The sequence below is a fragment of the uncultured Barnesiella sp. genome (genome assembly GCF_946496565.1).
GTDB classification, from domain to species: Bacteria; Bacteroidota; Bacteroidia; order Bacteroidales; family Barnesiellaceae; genus Barnesiella; species Barnesiella merdigallinarum.
In genome coordinates this window covers 74,413-91,838 of sequence record NZ_CAMMHD010000017.1, presented here as the reverse complement: position 1 = coordinate 91,838, position 17,426 = coordinate 74,413, and the positions used below count along the sequence as shown (strand labels likewise).

14 protein-coding genes are annotated in these 17,426 nt (G+C 55.8%); 5 read left to right on the top strand and 9 right to left on the bottom strand.

What is annotated here, in order from left to right:
* Positions 1 to 52 precede the first annotated feature (52 nt).
* The 3 genes from Q1K76_RS09835 to Q1K76_RS09825 all read right to left on the bottom strand — a co-directional run bounded on the left by Q1K76_RS09835 (position 53) and on the right by Q1K76_RS09825 (position 4,848).
* Positions 53 to 1,465 carry an amidohydrolase family protein gene (locus tag Q1K76_RS09835; protein ID WP_300132945.1) on the bottom strand — a complete coding sequence of 471 codons (1,413 nt, stop codon included), beginning with the start codon at positions 1,463 to 1,465 and terminating at the stop codon, positions 53 to 55.
* A gap of 4 nt (positions 1,466 to 1,469) precedes the next feature.
* Positions 1,470 to 2,033, bottom strand: a complete 564-nt coding sequence (locus Q1K76_RS09830; RefSeq protein WP_087407603.1) for a flavin reductase family protein — start codon at positions 2,031 to 2,033, stop codon at positions 1,470 to 1,472.
* A gap of 283 nt (positions 2,034 to 2,316) precedes the next feature.
* Entirely contained in the window at positions 2,317 to 4,848 is a 2,532-nt protein-coding gene (locus tag Q1K76_RS09825; RefSeq protein WP_087407604.1) for an adenosylcobalamin-dependent ribonucleoside-diphosphate reductase, read from the bottom strand.
* A 407-nt stretch (positions 4,849 to 5,255) separates the two neighbouring features.
* Here Q1K76_RS09825 and Q1K76_RS09820 point away from each other — a divergent pair, with 407 nt between their 5' ends.
* The gene (locus tag Q1K76_RS09820; RefSeq protein WP_087407605.1) at positions 5,256 to 6,005 is read left to right on the top strand and encodes a nitroreductase family protein; all 750 of its coding nucleotides are present in this window, start codon (positions 5,256 to 5,258) and stop codon (positions 6,003 to 6,005) included.
* Positions 6,006 to 6,105: 100 nt separating this feature from the next.
* On the opposite strand, the gene dnaA is transcribed toward Q1K76_RS09820, so the two are convergent.
* From dnaA to Q1K76_RS09805, 3 genes are all read right to left on the bottom strand, one after another.
* Positions 6,106 to 7,506: a chromosomal replication initiator protein DnaA gene (gene dnaA, locus Q1K76_RS09815; protein WP_087407606.1), complete on the bottom strand. Its 1,401-nt coding sequence runs from the start codon at positions 7,504 to 7,506 to the stop codon at positions 6,106 to 6,108.
* A gap of 348 nt (positions 7,507 to 7,854) precedes the next feature.
* Positions 7,855 to 8,739 (bottom strand): MlaD family protein, encoded by an 885-nt coding sequence (locus Q1K76_RS09810; RefSeq protein ID WP_087407607.1) that lies wholly within the window; start codon positions 8,737 to 8,739, stop codon positions 7,855 to 7,857.
* 34 nt (positions 8,740 to 8,773) lie between these two features.
* A complete protein-coding gene (locus Q1K76_RS09805) occupies positions 8,774 to 9,934 on the bottom strand; it encodes an N-acetylmuramoyl-L-alanine amidase (RefSeq protein ID WP_087407608.1) in 1,161 nt (386 codons plus the stop codon).
* Between the two features lie 248 nt (positions 9,935 to 10,182).
* On the opposite strand from Q1K76_RS09805, the gene Q1K76_RS09800 reads away from it, so the two are divergent.
* From Q1K76_RS09800 to Q1K76_RS09785, 4 genes are all read left to right on the top strand, one after another.
* Positions 10,183 to 11,196, top strand: a complete 1,014-nt coding sequence (locus tag Q1K76_RS09800) for a DUF2268 domain-containing putative Zn-dependent protease (protein WP_300132940.1) — start codon at positions 10,183 to 10,185, stop codon at positions 11,194 to 11,196.
* Positions 11,197 to 11,211: 15 nt separating this feature from the next.
* The gene (locus Q1K76_RS09795; RefSeq protein WP_298662593.1) at positions 11,212 to 11,958 is read left to right on the top strand and encodes a shikimate dehydrogenase; all 747 of its coding nucleotides are present in this window, start codon (positions 11,212 to 11,214) and stop codon (positions 11,956 to 11,958) included.
* Positions 11,959 to 11,977: 19 nt separating this feature from the next.
* Positions 11,978 to 12,865: a LysR family transcriptional regulator gene (locus Q1K76_RS09790; protein ID WP_300132937.1), complete on the top strand. Its 888-nt coding sequence runs from the start codon at positions 11,978 to 11,980 to the stop codon at positions 12,863 to 12,865.
* A 63-nt stretch (positions 12,866 to 12,928) separates the two neighbouring features.
* On the top strand, positions 12,929 to 15,037 hold the full coding sequence (locus tag Q1K76_RS09785; protein WP_300132935.1) for a ComEC/Rec2 family competence protein: 2,109 nt from the start codon (positions 12,929 to 12,931) through the stop codon (positions 15,035 to 15,037).
* 185 nt (positions 15,038 to 15,222) lie between these two features.
* Here Q1K76_RS09785 and Q1K76_RS09780 read toward each other — a convergent pair whose 3' ends face one another.
* The 3 genes from Q1K76_RS09780 to Q1K76_RS09770 form a co-directional block, all read right to left on the bottom strand.
* On the bottom strand, positions 15,223 to 15,675 hold the full coding sequence (locus tag Q1K76_RS09780; protein ID WP_087407613.1) for a DUF5606 domain-containing protein: 453 nt from the start codon (positions 15,673 to 15,675) through the stop codon (positions 15,223 to 15,225).
* Positions 15,676 to 15,771: 96 nt separating this feature from the next.
* On the bottom strand, positions 15,772 to 16,347 hold the full coding sequence (gene coaE / locus Q1K76_RS09775) for a dephospho-CoA kinase (protein ID WP_087407614.1): 576 nt from the start codon (positions 16,345 to 16,347) through the stop codon (positions 15,772 to 15,774).
* Positions 16,344 to 17,408: a hypothetical protein gene (locus Q1K76_RS09770; RefSeq protein ID WP_087407615.1), complete on the bottom strand. Its 1,065-nt coding sequence runs from the start codon at positions 17,406 to 17,408 to the stop codon at positions 16,344 to 16,346. The genes coaE and Q1K76_RS09770 overlap by 4 nt, the downstream gene beginning before the upstream one ends.
* Positions 17,409 to 17,426 lie beyond the last annotated feature (18 nt).

Below are 17,426 nucleotides of genomic sequence, written 5' to 3'. Positions count from 1 at the left end.
ATTACATTGGCAATCAATTCGTTATAAAGTTTTATTCTTTTTACGACAGTCCCTACTTTACACGCTGCATCTTGCGAAATATTTCGGGCATGGCAGCCGGGTTCATCGGTATCATGTCGACCAGGTCGAGTGTCTTGACCATGTGCAGCGTGCCCTGCTTGTAGGTCTGGAAATGGGCGGTACCGATGTGATGGCGATAGGCCTCGGGGCTGGCATATATCTCGAGGATGCGCACCTGGCAGGAGTCGCGCTGCTGAATCATGGGGAATATGGCTATCACGCCCGGCTCTTCGCGAACCGAGGTAGCCCCTACCTCCAACGCCGCCTCGAGATAGGCATCCCGGTATTGGGGATAAATCTCTATCTCGGAGATGCGCACCAGCATGGCGGTATCGACCTCGGCCTCGACAACCGACGAACGGTCGGCCAATGCAGTACCCGCCTCACCCTCCGACGGCAAATCGAAAAGCCGGGCGGCATTCTCGTGCAAGAAGAGATCGGCATAGGCCGACAACTCCCCGTCGGCCTCCAGAGCGGCCTCCAACTGCCGCAGGTTGCGAGTGAGCACCTCGGCCGGCTGGTAGGGATAGTCCGAACCGTACAGGATATGGTCGGGCGTGGTAATGGTGAGCAGAGTGCGGATAACGGCCGGAGAAGCGGCACCGGCCAAATCGTAATAGAGCCGGGAGAGGTTGGCCTCCATATCGACCTCGCCCATCGAGCCGCGAGCCTGCAAGGCCGGCATTATCGCCTTCATGCGAGGAACAGCCAACGGCAGGAACGAGCCGCAATGCGGCACAACCACCTTTACATGAGGATAACGCACCAGCAGGTTGCGTGCCAGCATGTTCATCAGAGCCCGGGTCGTTTCGGCCAAATACTCACAGGCGGCCAGGGGAACCCGCCCGGTCAACGGCTCGTTGACCGGGACCGGCTTGTGCGGATGAATGAGGATGACGGCCTGCCGGCTATCCAACACCTCCATCAGGGGGTCGAGAGCCTCGTCGCCCAGGTATTGCCCCCGGCTGTTGGTCGCCAGTTTCACCCCATCGGCCCCCAGTGTATCGAGGGCATAGATGGCCTCGGCCACGGCCGACTCCACATCGGGCAGAGGGAGGGCAGCACAAAAGCGGAAGCGATCGGGATAGGCCGCTTTCAGTCGGGCACCATATTCGTTACAGGCCCGTATCACCTGCCGGCACTCCTCGCTGTCGCCGAAACTGGGTTGCGGAGCCGGCATCGACAACACCGTGCAGGCAATGCCGGCACTGTCCATAAACGACAAGTGCGAATCGACATCCCAGGCAGGGAGCGGGAACCCCTCTTCCAGCTCGGCATGATGCCGGGCAAGCACCTGCCGATAATCGGGCAGAATGTTGTGGCTATGCACATCGACTACCTGTCGGGCATGGCCGGTGAAATTGCCAATCATAAGGAGAATCACAAGATACAACCACCGTTTCATAGGCCTATGCTTGACTCGCTTCATACTGTTTTCCGGCTTCGGTACAGAGCCCTATGACACTGCCCGTGCGCAGATACTGATAGGTAGGAAACTCGAACAGCACCGGTTTGAGCCGGTTGTAGTCGATTTTATCCCGGTCGTTGAGTATGCTCTCATCGGCATAGGTGTGGGCGATGCTGCAAATAAAGTTTTCGAAACCGTTGCACACATACACATCCTCGACCCGACACTCCATGGTCAAGGGCGATTCGTTCACCATAGGTGTCCCCTCCTCGCCTGCCGTCGACTCGAACAGGGTGCTTTTGTCCTGCTTGTGCCCCGACACGATACCGCAGTAATCGGCTTTCGGCAGCCACTCTTCGGTAACGATATTGACCGACAGCCGGCCACTCTCCTTAATGCCCCGGTTGATGTAGTGCGAGGCATGCAGACTGACAAGCAGCCTGTCGTGAGCCACAATGCCTACATGGGCTACCAGAGTCCACGTGGCTTTTCCCTCTACCTGGGCACCCACCACAACCGCAGGGGTGGGATAAAGTGCCATTGAATTTCCGATATTCTTTTTCATAACGATAAATATATGTTGGTTTTCTGTTGCAAAACTACAGCAGCGAAATTAAAAGCGCGTTAGTTTACGGCTCATTTATCGTTATCGAAAAGCTCAATACTACCGTTACCGAGCTATACGACAACCGTAACTCCCCGAACACGGTCGGTATCCTGCCCTACTCCCGACCGACATCTCCATCCCCCACACCCGGAGAAAGAGCTTCCTCGGGAAAAAACAACCGGGGCGGACCCTTTGCAGAATCCGCCCCGGAGCTTTCATTTCTTATCGTAGGTAACCCAAATTATCCGCAACGCGAAGTACCGCACGAAGTGCAGATGAGGCATCCCTCCTGATAGATGAGGGTCTCGTTACCGCAATTCGGACAGGTCTGCCCACTGGCTTTGGTACCGTTGGGCAGGTATTTCTTCAGAGCGCGCTCTACACCGTTCTTCCAGCTGTTGATCGACTGGCTGTCGAGTTCGAGGCTCGATACCAGCTTGAGCACTTGCGGGATGGGCATGCCGTAGCGAAGTACTCCCGAGATGAGTTTGGCATAGTTCCAATACTCGGGGTTGAACTTGTCGGAGAGTCCCTCGATGGTGGTCTTGTAACCGCGCTTGTTGGAGAACTGGAAGTCGTAACGCTTCGTACCGTCGGGGTTTACGGCCTTCACAATCTTACCCTTCACTACATTCTTGGGGCAGAAGATACCGTCGTCGTCGTCGGCAAGACCGGTGAAGATTTCGTAAGGCTTGCCATCTTTCAGACCCACGAAGGCAATCCACTTCTCCTTGTTGTTCTGGAAGCGAACCACATCGGCCTCGAGCTCGATGGGGCGTACCAGCGTTTCGGCTTGTGCGGGAACCACGGGTTTCTTCTCTTCCTTCTTGGCCGAGATGAGCACACCCGAGCGAGAGCCGTCGCGATAGACCGTACAGCCTTTGCAACCCGAGCGCCAAGCCTCGACATAGAGCTGACCCACCATCTCTTCGCTCACGTCGGAGGGGAGGTTGATGGTAACGCTAATCGAGTGGTCGACCCACTTCTGGATGCGGCCCTGCATGCGCACCTTCTGCAACCAGTCGATGTCGTTGGCCGTAGCCTTGTAGTAAGGCGAGCGAGCCACCAGGGCATCGACCTCCTCCTGGCTATAATTCTTTTTCACTTCGATGCCGTTTACCTGCATCCAGGTGATGAATTTATGGTGATAAACCACATACTCTTCAAAGGCATCGCCCGTCTCGTCGACATAGTCGATATGTACGGCAGGATCGTTGGGGTTCACCTTGCGGCGACGGCGATAAACCGGCATGAATACCGGCTCGATGCCCGAGGTGGTCTGGGTCATCAGACTCGTAGTGCCCGTGGGTGCAATGGTAAGGCAGGCAATGTTGCGACGCCCGTACTTGCACATGTCGGCATAGAGCTCTTCATCTTCGTGTTTCAACCGTTTGATGAAGGGGTTGTTGGTCTCACGGTCGGCATCGAAAATCGAGAAGGCGCCACGCTCCTTGGCCATCGTCACCGACGAACGGTAAGCGGCCAGTGCCAAAGCCCGATGTACCTTTTCGGAGAAGTCGGTAGCCTCTTCGGTTCCGTAGCGGAAACCCATGGCGGCAATCATATCGCCCTCGGCCGTGGTGCCCACACCGGTACGACGGCCTTGCAGGGTACGTTTCTGTATCTTGTACCACAGGTTGAGCTCGGTGCTCTTCACCTCGTCGGTCTCGGGGTCGGCCTTGATTTTCTCGATAATCTTGTCGATCTTCTCCATCTCAAGGTCGATAATATCGTCCATGATGCGCTGTGCCAGCATCACATGTTTACGGAAGAGGTCGAAGTCGAAATAGGCCTCCGGGGTAAACGGATTGACTACATAGGAGTAGAGGTTGATGGCCAACAGACGGCAGCTGTCGTAGGGACAGAGGGGAATCTCGCCGCAAGGGTTGGTCGATACGGTCTTGAAGCCCAGGTCGGCATAGCAGTCGGGTACCGACTCTCTGATGATGGTATCCCAAAAGAGTACGCCGGGTTCGGCCGATTTCCAGGCATTGTGCACAATCTTTTTCCAAAGGGCTTGCGCGTCGATCTCCTTCGTCACCTTGGGATCGGGCGAGTCGATGGGGAACTGTTGGATGTAGGGCTTGCCTTCGATAGCAGCCTCCATAAAGTCGTCGTGAATCTTCACCGACACGTTGGCACCCGTCACACGTCCCTCGACCATCTTGGCGTCGATGAACGACTCGGAGTCGGGGTGTTTGATCGATACCGAAAGCATCAGCGCACCGCGACGGCCATCCTGAGCCACCTCGCGGGTCGAGTTGGAGTAACGCTCCATAAAGGGTACCAGCCCCGTAGAGGTGAGGGCCGAGTTCTTGACGGGCGAACCTTTGGGGCGGATGTGCGACAGGTCGTGACCCACGCCACCGCGACGTTTCATCAGTTGCACCTGCTCTTCGTCGATTTTGATAATGCCGCCGTACGAGTCGGGGGCACCATCGAGCCCAATCACAAAACAGTTGGAGAGCGACCCCACCTGATAGTTGTTACCAATGCCACTCATGGGGCTTCCCTGCGGCACGATGTAGCGGAACGATCTCATCAAATCGAACAGCTCTTGCGACGAAAGCGGGTTAGGATACCGTTGCTCGATACGAGCAATCTCATTGGCGATACGCCAGTGCATATCGTCGGGAGTCTTTTCATAGATATTCCCATACGAATCTTTCAGAGCATATTTGTTTACCCACACACGGGCAGCCAGCTCATCTCCCTTGAAATACTCCAACGACGCCTGATAAGCCTCGTCATAAGTATAAATAGTTGGTTCCACGAGACAAATATTTTTTCTATTATGTTAATTAGTTAATTTTTAGACAAAGGTTTTTCAGCAGAAAGATTTACGGTGCAAGTTTATAAAAAACATTCTACATACACAAATAATATCATTTTTAAATATCAACAATTTATAAAGTTTCCCGATTTAAAACAAAACTGTATTAACAATCAGATATTTAGAATTTTGACCATAACAAAAAGTTTTCCGTTTTTGAAAATCAGACAAACACATCCAAGAAACACAAGAAAAAATCGACATTAGTAACAAAGTACAATTATTTCTATTTGCAAGTATCCATGAAGAAAATCCACAGACAATCGACACCACGGCCATACCGCCGTTGTCAAATATTTTCATTACCTTTGCTACTACGAACTTATCACTTCAAATCCCCATTACCTATGATAAAGAGTTTGAAAGAGAGAAGAACGATACGGCAATATCTCGACAAGGAGATAGATGACCGTCTGCTCAACGAACTTCTCGAAACGGCATTTCGTGCCCCCACAACGGGCAACATGCAGGTGTACAGCGTCGTCGTTACCCGTACTCGGGAGAACAAAGAGCGACTGGCTCCAGCCCACTTCAACCAACCTACCGTCACCCACGCGCCGGTGGTGCTGACCTTCTGCGCCGACTTTAACCGGTTTGTAAAATGGTGCGAGCTGAACCACGCCCAACCGGGCTACGACAACTTCCAGTCGTTCGTTACAGCAGCCATCGACGCCCTGCTCGTGGCTCAGCAGTTCTGCACCGCAGCCGAGCTTTCGGGTCTGGGCTGCTGCTATCTGGGCACTACCACCTACAACGCTCCCCAGATTGCCGAAGCCCTGCAACTGCCCCGTCTGGTGATCCCCATTACCACCCTCACCGTAGGTTATCCGGCCGACATGCCCGCCCAGGTAGACCGCCTGCCCCTCGAGGCGATTGTTCACCACGAGAGCTACCGCGACTACACGCCCGAGGATATACAGCGCCTCTATGCCGAAAAAGAGAGTCTGCCCGAGAACCGACAATTCGTAGCCGAGAACCACAAGGAGACTCTGGCTCAGGTATTCACCGACGTGCGCTACACGCGCGAGAACAACGAACTGTTCTCCAAAATCTTCCTCGACTTCATTGTGAAACAGGGCTTCAAAATGCCCGAATAAGAGACGGAGAGAGTTCAACACCCTCCCCTGCAACGATACGAAAGAGGCCCGGAACGCTGTTGTTCCGGGCCTCTTTCGTTATTCTGTATCCCTATGGAGGTTATCCTTGTATCCGTTGCTCAATCTCCTCGAGATCGCTCCGCAACTTCTTGTCTACCCCTATCTGTTCGGTGATGGTCTTGCAGGCGTGCAGCACGGTAGCGTGGTCTTTCTTGCCCAGCACGTCGCCGATACCGGCCAGCGAAAGGCTGGTGTATTTCTTGGCCAGGTACATGGACATCTGACGGGCCACAACCACCTCTCTCTTGCGCGTGCGCTCGAGCAGACGCGAGGTATCCAGGCCGTAATAGCCGCAAACCGCCTCTTTGATGGTATCGATGGTAATCTGCTTCTGCACCATCTTCACGCTGGCAGCCAGCACCTGATCGGCCATTTCGATGGAAATCTCCTTCTTCAAGACGCTCGAACGTACCATGAGCGAAACGATAACCCCCTCGAGGTCGCGCACGTTGTCGGTCACGTTGCGGGCGATGTAGTCGATTACCGACTCGTCGATGGTCAAGCCGTCGCGGTGTACCTTGCTCATGAGAATATCGTAGCGCAACTTGTAGTCGGGACGCTCCACCTCGGCCGTCAAACCCCATTTGAAGCGGGTCAACAGACGCGAAACCATGCCCACCAGCTCGACCGGCGGACGGTCGCAGGTGAGTACCAGTTGCTTGTTGCTCTGATGCAGATGGTTAAAGATGTGGAAGAAGGTATTCTGGGTCTGGGTCTTCCCGGCAAACTCCTGAATATCGTCCATCAACAGTACGTCGATGCTTTGATAGAAGCCGATAAAATCGTTCACGCGATTGTTGCGCACGGCATCGGTATACTGCACCAGAAAATCGTGAGCCGACAGGTAAAGCACCCGTTTGGCCGGCATGTTCTCTTTGATGCGCAAACCTATGGCCTGAATCAAGTGGGTCTTTCCCACCCCCGACTCACCGAAGAGAAACAAGGGGTTGAAGGTATTGCGACCGGGATTCTCGGCAATCGATTCGGCAGCCGCACGCGCCAACATGTTGCTTGCCCCCTGATAATAACTTTCAAAAGTGTAAATCGGGTTCAGACGGGGGTCGAGCTCATCGTATACGCGTTGTTTGAACGGGTCCAAAAGGTCGGGCATCGCCTGCTGCATTTTCTTGACAGCGGTCGACTTGGTCGTAGCAGAGAGGTCGACCGTAGCCTCGGGCTGACGGACAATCTGCACACGATACACCAACTTGACGTTTGCCCCATAGATGCGAGGCAAAACCTTTTTCAGCAGGTTGAGGTAGTGCTCCTCGATCTGCTCTATCACGAAATGTGAAGGGACAAGCAAAGTCAACACATTATCGCCATCAACACCCAACGAAGTAATCGGCTTGAACAGACTCTCAAACGCCTCGGGGGCTATGTTGTCTTTGATAATTGTTAGACATTGGTCCCACAACTGAACATGTTGTTCTGAACCCATTTTATGTAAATCTTCTATCAAAAAACTTTTGCGTGTACAAAATTCAAATTATTTTTCCGCAAAAACAAATCGCAAAATATTTGCTTTTTACATTTCAGTTACAAACGGTTGATTTCAAAGTTCTTATAAAATATCGTCTCTCGAGATATTTTTTCCGTTTTCACAATCTATCATCACTTTATCTTTCAAGCGATTACAAACCTTTATATGTTTTTCGGCACATTTCCAGCACCTCTCTCCCATCGGGTAAACACACCCCTATAAGGGTAGCTTTGGGAATATTACAAAAAAATTGCAGATTCTTCCTTATTTATATCGATTCTAAATAAGGAAAATCTGTTACTCTTCTCAGAACAGCGAGAAGTGTACATATCGCTTGGGATTAAGCCGCAAGTCGATCATGAGCGAATCGACACTGCCCAGCACACCATTGGCCCGATCGTAAAGCCCCCGGTCATTCAACAACAGCCCCAGACTGTTGTCGGGCGAGGTAAGCCGCGAGGTGATTTGCTGCAGATTGTAACTGGTCTTCTGCACCGATGCCATGGTCGACTGCAACGGCAGCGCATTGAGGGTATCGGAGAATTGGTTGATCTGCGCCGTAATGCCCTGCACGTTGTCGAGTATCACGGGGACATCGTTTTGCATCATGCCCGAGAGTTGTACCGACGAGCGTTCCAGATTGGCTGTAATGCGATCGAGCCGTTTTACCGACGAGACCAGAGCCGGATCGTTGACCAGGGTTTGCAACCCCGACAAGATGCTGTCGAGTTTGGGCAACAACACGACAACCTGGGGCAGCAGCTCGCTCTGGAGGCTCTGCATCAGCCCCGACTTCACTTCGCCCTGCAGCAAGGCTCCGTGCTCGTAGTATTCGCTCACGTGGGGATTCAGGTCGATTACCACCGACGAGGTTCCCAACATATCGGTCTCGAGGTAGACCCGGCTGTCGACCGGAATCTTCAGTTTCTTATCGAGATTCAACAGTACCTTGATGGTCTGATTCGTGTCGTAGTCGTACACAATCTCCTGCACGAGCCCCACCTTGTAGCCGTCGATCATCACCGGGGCCGACTGGGCCAACCCGCCCACGCTGGGGAACTGCACATAATAGTAATTAGAGGGTTTCATCACGTTGATGCCCTTCAAATAGTTGATGCCTACATACAGAATGAGGATGCTAATCAGCACCGAGAGGGCAATCTTTGCTTCTTTTCCAAACCACTTTTTCATATTATTCTTTTTAGTTGGGCTATCGTCTTGTTTCTCACTTTACACGCTTTCCGTCACGGAACTGGATGATAAAGGCATCGCGAAACAACGATTTCACCTTTTTATATTGTTGCTGTATACCATTTCGATCGGTCGATTTCCCATAGGTGTATTTATACATGCTCCCCTCTTTGTAGCATTCGACAGGCGAGAGGCCTTTGAACTCCTTGGAGTTGGCCGGCAACTTGCGGGGGAGCGCCATAAACTGCACCTTGTAATAGGTAACACCCGAGGCGTCGTCTTGTTCGGCCTTGCCGGTTTGAGTTTTGGCGGGGGCCGGTTTCTCTACTTCGGCAGGTGCAGGAGCCGGAGCAGGAGCCGGAGTCGACGAGGTGACCGCAGGGGCCGAACCCTTGCGCGAGTTTTGCTTGCGATCGTAATCCGATTTGTATTTGACAAAGGCATTGTAAATGGCCTGGGCCATCTTGGTCTGCCCGCTCTCCGAGGTGAGGAACCGCTCTTGCGTGGGGTTGCAGATGAAGTCGAGCTCGACCAGAACCGCCGGCATGCCGGTCTTGGCCAGCACCCAGAATCCGGCCTGCCGCACCCCGCGGTCCACACGGTTGGCTACCGATACAAACTCGTGCTGTATGTCCGAGGCAAAGTTGATGCTCTGCTCCATATGCTTGTACTGCATGAATTCAAAGATAATGTACGACTCGGTCGAGTTGGGGTCGAACCCTTCGTAACGGGTAGAGAAATCGTTCTCGAGATAGATAACCGAGTTCTCACGCTTGGCCACCTCGAGGTTCTCTTTGCTGCGGTGTAGACCCAGTGTCCAGGTAGAGGCACCGGCCACGGTCTTGCGGTTGGGCGATTTCTTGTCGATCGAGTTGGTGTGTATCGAGATGAAGAGGTCGCCCTCCACCCGGTTGGCCTTATCGGCCCGCTCCTGCAAGGTGAGGTAGACATCCTTGTCGCGGGTATAGACCACCTTCACCCCCGGCACATTGTTGGCCACCATGCGCCCCAGCTTCAGGGCTACCCCCAGGTTGATGTCCTTCTCCTTGGCCTTGTTGCCAAGGGCACCCGCGTCGCGCCCTCCGTGACCGGCATCGATGACCAGCACGAAGTCTTTGGCCGAAACGACCGAGAGCCCGAGCACAAATGCAAAAAGGAGGGAGAGCACCCGCGTAAAGCAATATGAATGTTTCATAAACCAGTATCTGCTATCATTAACACAAGACCCGGCCCCGCCGGAATCCTGACAAATTGCCAAACAGGCGGCGTACCATCCGGGCCTATTTCGCAGTTTCAAATGCAAAGGTATAAATAAAGCTCGAAAAAGATGTCAATTTCAAGGAGATTTATTGCCTTATACTCAAATCGTAAAACTGGATTCGCACCGATGGCTTTCTCGAAAGAAAAAAGTATTTTTGCAAAAGCGAGACAAAAAGCGTGTATATGATACGACACCTGAAACAAAACAGCTATGCCATGGCGATATGCCTGCTGACGGCGGCCTTCATCGCCTGCAACGGAAAAGCTTCGGAGGCCCGGAGCTCCGTAACCCGACACCCCGTGACCATCGAACGGTTCGACCGCGAACTCCCGGCCTACGTGCAACAGACCGACACCGCCGCGGCGGCCGGCTTCAGGGAGAAATACGCCCCCTTCTTCTCCGTCTACTGCCGGCAGATTCTGGGGCTGGGCGACGCCCCCGACTTCCGCGAGGGGCTGAACCTGTTTCTCACCCACGAAGCCATTGCCCAACTCTATGCCGATACCGAGTCGCACTTTGCCAGCGACACGGCCTGGATTGCCGCCCTGCAACAGGGCTTCGACCGCTACAGCGAGCTCTTTCCGCAGGCACCGCGTCCCCGCCTGCTCACCCATGTGTCGGGGCTGAACCAGTCGATTGTTACGGTCGACTCGCTGCTCTCTATCTCGCTCGACTGCTACCTGGGGGCCGACTACCCGCTCTACGAACAACGCTATTATATATATGAACGGGGGCTGCACGAAAGCGACCGCATAGCCTACGACGCTCTGGAGGTGTGGCTGCGCACCCGCTACCCCTACGAATCGAAACGCAATGCTCTGCTCGACCGCATGGTCTACGAGGGGAAGATTCTCTATGCCCTCGCCTCGATATTCCCCGAGGCCGACGAATACCGCCTGCTGGGCTACACCGACGAGCAGGCGCAATGGTGCCAGACCAACGAGGCCGAAATCTGGCACCAGGTGGTGAGCAAGAAGCACCTGTTCAACACCGAGTCGATGCTCATCCACAAATATGTGGAACCGGCCCCCTTTGTAGCCGTGCTGCATCAGGATTCGCCGGGCCGTCTGGGCCGCTGGATCGGCTACCAGATAGTCAAGCGATATGCCCAGGAGAAGAAGAAAAGTGCGGCCGAACTGCTGGCCTCGCCCGACGATGCCGGCGAGATATTGGCCGAATCGAAATACAACGGATAAACTGAAACGATAGCTATGAACCACGTATACGGACTGGTGGGGTATCCCTTGGGACACTCGTTTTCCCGCTCGTTTTTCCACGCGAAATTCGAACGTGAGGGGATAGCGGCCACCTACGAAAACTTCGAGATGCCCGACCTCTCGACTCTGCGGCAACTCATTGCCGACCGCCGGGAGCTCTGCGGGCTGAATGTAACGATACCCTATAAGACGGAGGTTATCGCGCTGCTCGACGAGCTGGACCCGCAGGCCCGCGCGATTGGGGCCGTCAACGTCATACAGATAACCCGGCAACCCGACGGCCGCGTATGGCTCAAAGGCTACAACAGCGACATCATCGGGTTCACCCAATCGATTGCCCCGCTCATCGACGAGGGCATGCAACGGGCACTCATCCTGGGAACGGGCGGCGCCTCGAAAGCGGTCTATGCCGGACTGAAGTCGCTGCACATCGAGCCTGCCTTCGTCTCGCGGCAACGGCGCGGCGACATCATCGCCTACGACGACCTCACCCCCGAGCGGATGGCCTCCCACCGCATCATCGTCAACACCACGCCGGTGGGCATGTATCCCCACACCGACGAGGCTCCCCGCATCCCCTACGAATGCCTTACCCCCGAGCACCTCTGCTACGACCTCATCTACAACCCCGAGGTGACCCGCTTTCTCGAGTTGGCGGCCCGCCAGGGGTGCAAGACCAAGAACGGCACCGAGATGCTGCACCTGCAGGCCCTGGCCGCCTGGGATATTTGGAATCGATAACGCCATAAGCCCCTCCACCATGATAGACTTCAGACTAAAAGTTTTTTGCAGCGTAGCCCACAACCTCAGTTTTACCAAAGCCTCGAAAGAGCTGTATGTGAGCCAACCGGCCATCAGCAAGCACATCCAGGAGCTCGAGGCCGAGTACAGCACCCGGCTGTTCGAGCGGATGGGTACCCACATTACCCTCACCCCCGAGGGTGAACTGCTGCTCTCGCATGCCGAGAAGATACTCGCCCACTACAAGCAGCTCGACTTCGAGATGAACCTGCTCACCCAGCGCCACATGGGCGAACTGCGACTGGGTGCCAGCACCACCATCGCCCAATATATGCTGCCCTCCTATCTGGCTACGTTCAGCCAGAAGTTCAAGCAGATAAAGCTGTCGCTCGTCAACGGGAACACCCGTGCCATCGAGCGGGCCGTCGAAGAGAACCGCATAGACCTGGGGCTCATCGAAGGGGTGAGCCGCCAGCCCCACCTGCACTACACCCCGTTCATGCGCGACGAGCTGGTGTGCATAGCCAGCACCCGCAGCAAGCTGGCGCGGTACGACGAGATTTCGCTCGACCAGCTGCGGCAACTGCCGCTGGTCATTCGCGAGAGCGGCTCGGGCAGCCTCGAGGTCTTTGAAAAGGCGCTGGCGCAAAAGCAACTGAAGTTGTCGCAATTCAACATTGCCATGCAACTGGGCACAACCGAGGGCATCAAACGGTTCCTCTACAACACCGACAGTGTGGGCATGATGTCGATACAGGCGGTTTCGACCGAGATTGCCGACGGTCGGCTGAAGGTAATCGAGATTGCCGATTTCACCTGCGAGCGGGAGTTCTGCTTCGTCCAGAATGCCGGACAGAACGGCGGCCTCGCCTCGGACTTCATGCGCTACATGACCCGCCGATTCTAAGCGAACACGGGTGCTTTTACACCGCTCGCCTACCTTGTCTGAGACACCGAAAAACATACTGCCATGACCCGAAATCCCCTGTCGGCCGCCCGTACACCATTCATTCGACTGCTGCTCCCGCTGCTGGCGGGTATCGTGGGGCAGGCCCTGCTGCATCTCCCCTTGTGGGGCTGTCTGTTGCCGGGGCTGGGCGGACTCGTGCTGTGGGGCCTGCAGACCAAGCGGGGCACCATCGAGGAGCAATACCGCAAGCGCGAGTTCTTCGGGTGGGGACTCTTCCTGATTCTCCTATCGGCAGGAGCCACCCTGCACTACCTGCAACAACGCCCCTACCGGCAGCCCGAGGGCTTCTATCCCGTAGCCGTCGCCCACATCGACCACAAAGCGGTCGAGAAAGAGGGGGCCTACTACTGCCCCGCCTCGATTACCGGGCTGGTCGATACCCTGGGCCACACGGTACCCTATCGCGAAAAGGTAGCCCTCTATTTCGAAAAGAGTCTGTCGGCCGGACGGCTCGACTACGGCGACCGGGTGGTCTTTGAATTTCGGCTGCGCCCCATTGCCGGGGTTGGGAACCCGGGCGACTTCGACCGGGCCGCCTTCATGCGCAACCAGGGCATCGCCCGCAACCAATACCTTGCCGACGAGCGATGGCGGTACATCGGCCACGAACCCCGCTCGGAATTTCGGGCCTGGGCAGCCATGCAGCAAACCGCACTCGCCCACCGCATCGACACCTGCCACCTCGCGCCCCACAGCGCCCTGCTGCTGAAAACCCTTCTGCTGGGCGACCGAGCCGATTTTCCGCCCGACCTGCGACAGTCGTTCTCGGCCTCGGGACTCTCGCACATACTGGCCGTAAGCGGGCTGCACATGGGAGTCATTGCCTCGCTGGTCTACCTGCTGCTCTTCCCCCTGGCCTGGAGCGAGACGGGCCGCAAGTTGCGCCCCCTGCTCACGCTGCTCGTGTTGTGGATTTATGCCTGCATCACGGGGTTGTCCCCCTCGGCCGTGCGGGCCAGCATCATGGCGTCGTTCCTGTTGACAGCCGAGTTTCTGGAACGACGTAACAGTTCGCTCAATGCCCTGTTTGCCGCCGCCTTCTTCATGCTGCTCTACGACACCCGCCTCGTGTTCGATGCCGGATTCCAGATGAGTTTCGCCGCCGTCGCCGCCATCCTGCTCTTCTACCGCCGACTGAACGTCGGGGGAAAGTCGCCCTACCGTCTCGTGCGCTGGGCGAGCTCGTGCACGGCCGTGTCGATAGCCGCACAAGCGGGCGCCCTGCCCATCGCCATCTACTACTTCCACACCCTGCCCCTGCTCTTTCTGGTTGGCAATCTGGTGGTACTGCCGCTCCTGCCCGTCATCTTCGGGCTGGCCCTGCTCATGCTGCTGCTCACCGCCCTGCATCTGCCCTACCTCTGGCTGGCAACCGCCACCGACCTGCTGCTGCGATTTATCGAAGGGCTGAGTCTCGCCATCGACCACCTGCCGGGCAGCCACCTCGAGGGGGTGTGGCTGGAACCCCGCTACCTGTGGGGCTACTTTATCGGGGGAATCCTCATCTACCTGACGGTGAAGCGGCGTTCGAAGCGACTGCTCGGGCTTACGCTGGGGGCTGCCATTCTCTTTCTGGCTGCCGACCTGGCTACCCATCGGGCTCCATGCCCTGAAATAGTAGTCTATGAAGACCCCCAATCGACCGTGGTGCAACTGAGCGACCGGGGACACTGCTACCTGTTACTACCCGATACCTTGCCGGTCGAGGGGCCACTGCCCGGCGAGCCCTATCGCCAACAAAACGGCTACGCAAGCTACACCCTGATACAACCGGGGACCACTCCGGTCGAAGGGCCGCAGCTCCTTGTCGACTACCCCTTTGCCCTCTTTCACGGCAAACGGCTGCTCCTGCTCGACACCCCCGGCCGGAAGGGCTCCGACACCCAACTACCAGGCGAACGGCTGTCAATCGACTATGCCGTGGTCGACCGGCAATTCGACGGACGACTGGCCGACGTGGTCCGGCTCTTCGACATCGGACAGGTTATCATCGGGGCCAACGTGCATCCGTCGCGGGCCCGCCTGTGGCTGAACGACTGCTACAAGCAGGGCATCGCCTGCCACGACGTGCGCACGGAGGGAGCCTGGACATACAGACCCGCACGCTGACCGAAGTCCCCGGGTAGCACCTCTCTCAAAGAGAGATAAACGACCAGCCATCCAACCGCCCCCAACCCTATTCAGCCTGGCCTCCCGACCCGGCAAAAAGAGAGGGGCCGCGACTCGAACGAGTCACAGCCCCTTGGTTTATCTGTTCGCCGTGCGATGGAATCGCACCTGATCGATACCTTGGTTTATTTGCTTTCGGCCTTGTCGGCAGCAGCCTCCTTTTCAGGTTCGGCATCGGCCTTCTTCTCCTCTACGAAATCGGTGTTGCCCGTCTCGACCAGCAGGTTGTACCAGCTGATGAGTTTCTTGATGTCGGTTACATACACTCTCTCGCGATCGAAGTTGGGGAGCACGTCGGCCAGATAGGCACGCAGCGCCTCGGCATCGGCTTTCTTCGTATCGAGCGACACTTTGCCACCGTTTTCTTTCTTCTTGATCGATTCCAATACTTCGCCCAGAGGCACATCGTCTTCGTCGGTAAAGATGGCGATGTCGCCCAGCGAGATGATTTTTTCATGGGCATAGGCAGGCAGACGTTTACCGGTTTGCAAAGATTCGACAATCAGCATATTCTTGGCTTGAGATACCAACTTATACAAACCCGGTTTCCCAGAGATAGATAAAATCGTTTTCAACATAAAAATTGGTGTTTTATATTTAATGACTTAATCAATTTGTCGTGCAAAAATAATATACTTGTCGGGTTTAACCGATTTATCGGGCGAAATTTTTTCTCACCGCGGCTCTTCCAAGAGCGAGAGCACGGCGGCAATGAGCGACTGCCGCCCATCGTTATAGAGAATGTGGGTGGCCCGACGGCGGCGCTCCTCCTCGTCCATCTGCGAGGCCATGCGGCGGCGCACCTCGTCGGCCGTGAGTCCGCTACGCTGCTGCACTCGCTCGATGCGCAACGCTTCGGGAGCGGTTACCAACCACACCTCGTCGACCAGACGGTCGAGCTGCGACTCGTAGAGGATGGCCGACTCGACGAAACAGAGCTCGTCGGGACGACTGTGGCTCCAGCGGTCGAAATCGGCCCGCACGGCAGGGTGCACGATGGCGTTGAGCCGGGCTACCCGGTCGGGGTGACCGAAGGCCCGCGAGGCGAGCAACGGACGGTTCAGGGAACCGTCGGTGTAGACATCGTCGCCAAAAGCTTCGGCTATCTGCCGTTTCAATTCGGGCGAGGTGTTCATCAGGCGCCGGGCCTCCGAATCGGTATCGTACACTCGGTAACCCATCACCCGCAGCAAGTTCGAGACAACCGACTTGCCGCTGCCTATGCCACCTGTAATTCCTATTCGTTTCATATCGTATCGGGGATGGAGACGATAACCGTATCGGACGATACGGTAAAGACCGGTCTCTTCTGTTCCAGAATATAGTCAACACTGTCTTGCGACAGCACGATATTGCGCACAAAATCGGGAGCCTTCAGCACCTTGATGCCCAACTTGCCGGGAGCGGAACGACCAGACAGGTCGGCGTAATCGACCCCCAGCAGGAAGCTCTCTTCGCTGACCGAGGCAAACCGGCTAAAGGGCATCATGCACGAGAGCTGTACCGACGAGGGGAAGGTGATGAGTGACCATCCGGCGGGTACACTCTGGGTCACGACAGGTATATCGAGCAGTTTCGAGGTCATCTCTTCGACGGGAATCGTCACCTCGACCTGCTCGGGGACAATACGCAGGTTGGGTATGCGGGCCATGCGCACGGTCGTGCGCAAAGTATCGCTCAGCCGCTTGGCCTCGAACTCGGTGGTGTAGACCTCTTTGAGGTGCTTCAACAACGAGTTCTCGCCATAGACCATGACCGAGTCGATATTGGCAGTCATGGGCCCGCTCAACACACATTGCGGGGTAGTCGAGGCGTGCCCTTTCACCACCAGCTTCACCCGTTTGCCGGCACTGTGGGTATACTGCACCTTCAGCGTGTCGGGGATAAGCGACAGAATCGTAGTGGTGGGACGCAGCGATTTGCGCATGACGGTCTCGAGTTGCGAGGGCGACAACAGGAACGAGCTGCCCCCCTTGTCGTACTCCTGGAAATTGATGCGTAACGGACTCAATCCTTCGATGGCATAGCCCAGCATCACGGGGCCCTTGTCGCGTATGCGCACCTCGATATGCGAGGGCAAGTCGTTGATAAGGGTGGTCTTCTCGGGCAAGTTTTGCAACTCGACCGGAATCTGGAACGAGTTCTCGACCTCCTCATTCAACCCCTGCATGAACCAGAATACCAGCGACAGCAACACGAAACCCAGAAAAGTGAACAACTCGCGCGTGCGCTCCTGACGAAAGGTTGCGCCTATCTTACGGGCAATCGCTCTGAATCGTGTGGCTATGCGGGCCGAAATCTTCTTTTTCATACTATCACGCAATGGCTA

What these genes read in the sequence shown, in the direction of transcription:
- Q1K76_RS09835 (WP_300132945.1), bottom strand. Translation starts at nt 1,465, where the DNA reads ATGAAACGGTGGTTGTATCTTGTGATTCTCCTTATGATTGGCAATTTC.
- Q1K76_RS09830 (WP_087407603.1), bottom strand. Translation starts at nt 2,033, where the DNA reads ATGAAAAAGAATATCGGAAATTCAATGGCACTTTATCCCACCCCTGCG.
- Q1K76_RS09820 (WP_087407605.1), top strand. Translation starts at nt 5,256, where the DNA reads ATGATAAAGAGTTTGAAAGAGAGAAGAACGATACGGCAATATCTCGAC.
- dnaA (WP_087407606.1), bottom strand. Translation starts at nt 7,506, where the DNA reads ATGGGTTCAGAACAACATGTTCAGTTGTGGGACCAATGTCTAACAATT.
- Q1K76_RS09810 (WP_087407607.1), bottom strand. Translation starts at nt 8,739, where the DNA reads ATGAAAAAGTGGTTTGGAAAAGAAGCAAAGATTGCCCTCTCGGTGCTG.
- Q1K76_RS09805 (WP_087407608.1), bottom strand. Translation starts at nt 9,934, where the DNA reads ATGAAACATTCATATTGCTTTACGCGGGTGCTCTCCCTCCTTTTTGCA.
- Q1K76_RS09800 (WP_300132940.1), top strand. Translation starts at nt 10,183, where the DNA reads ATGATACGACACCTGAAACAAAACAGCTATGCCATGGCGATATGCCTG.
- Q1K76_RS09795 (WP_298662593.1), top strand. Translation starts at nt 11,212, where the DNA reads ATGAACCACGTATACGGACTGGTGGGGTATCCCTTGGGACACTCGTTT.
- Q1K76_RS09790 (WP_300132937.1), top strand. Translation starts at nt 11,978, where the DNA reads ATGATAGACTTCAGACTAAAAGTTTTTTGCAGCGTAGCCCACAACCTC.
- Q1K76_RS09785 (WP_300132935.1), top strand. Translation starts at nt 12,929, where the DNA reads ATGACCCGAAATCCCCTGTCGGCCGCCCGTACACCATTCATTCGACTG.
- Q1K76_RS09780 (WP_087407613.1), bottom strand. Translation starts at nt 15,675, where the DNA reads ATGTTGAAAACGATTTTATCTATCTCTGGGAAACCGGGTTTGTATAAG.
- coaE (WP_087407614.1), bottom strand. Translation starts at nt 16,347, where the DNA reads ATGAAACGAATAGGAATTACAGGTGGCATAGGCAGCGGCAAGTCGGTT.
- Q1K76_RS09770 (WP_087407615.1), bottom strand. Translation starts at nt 17,408, where the DNA reads ATGAAAAAGAAGATTTCGGCCCGCATAGCCACACGATTCAGAGCGATT.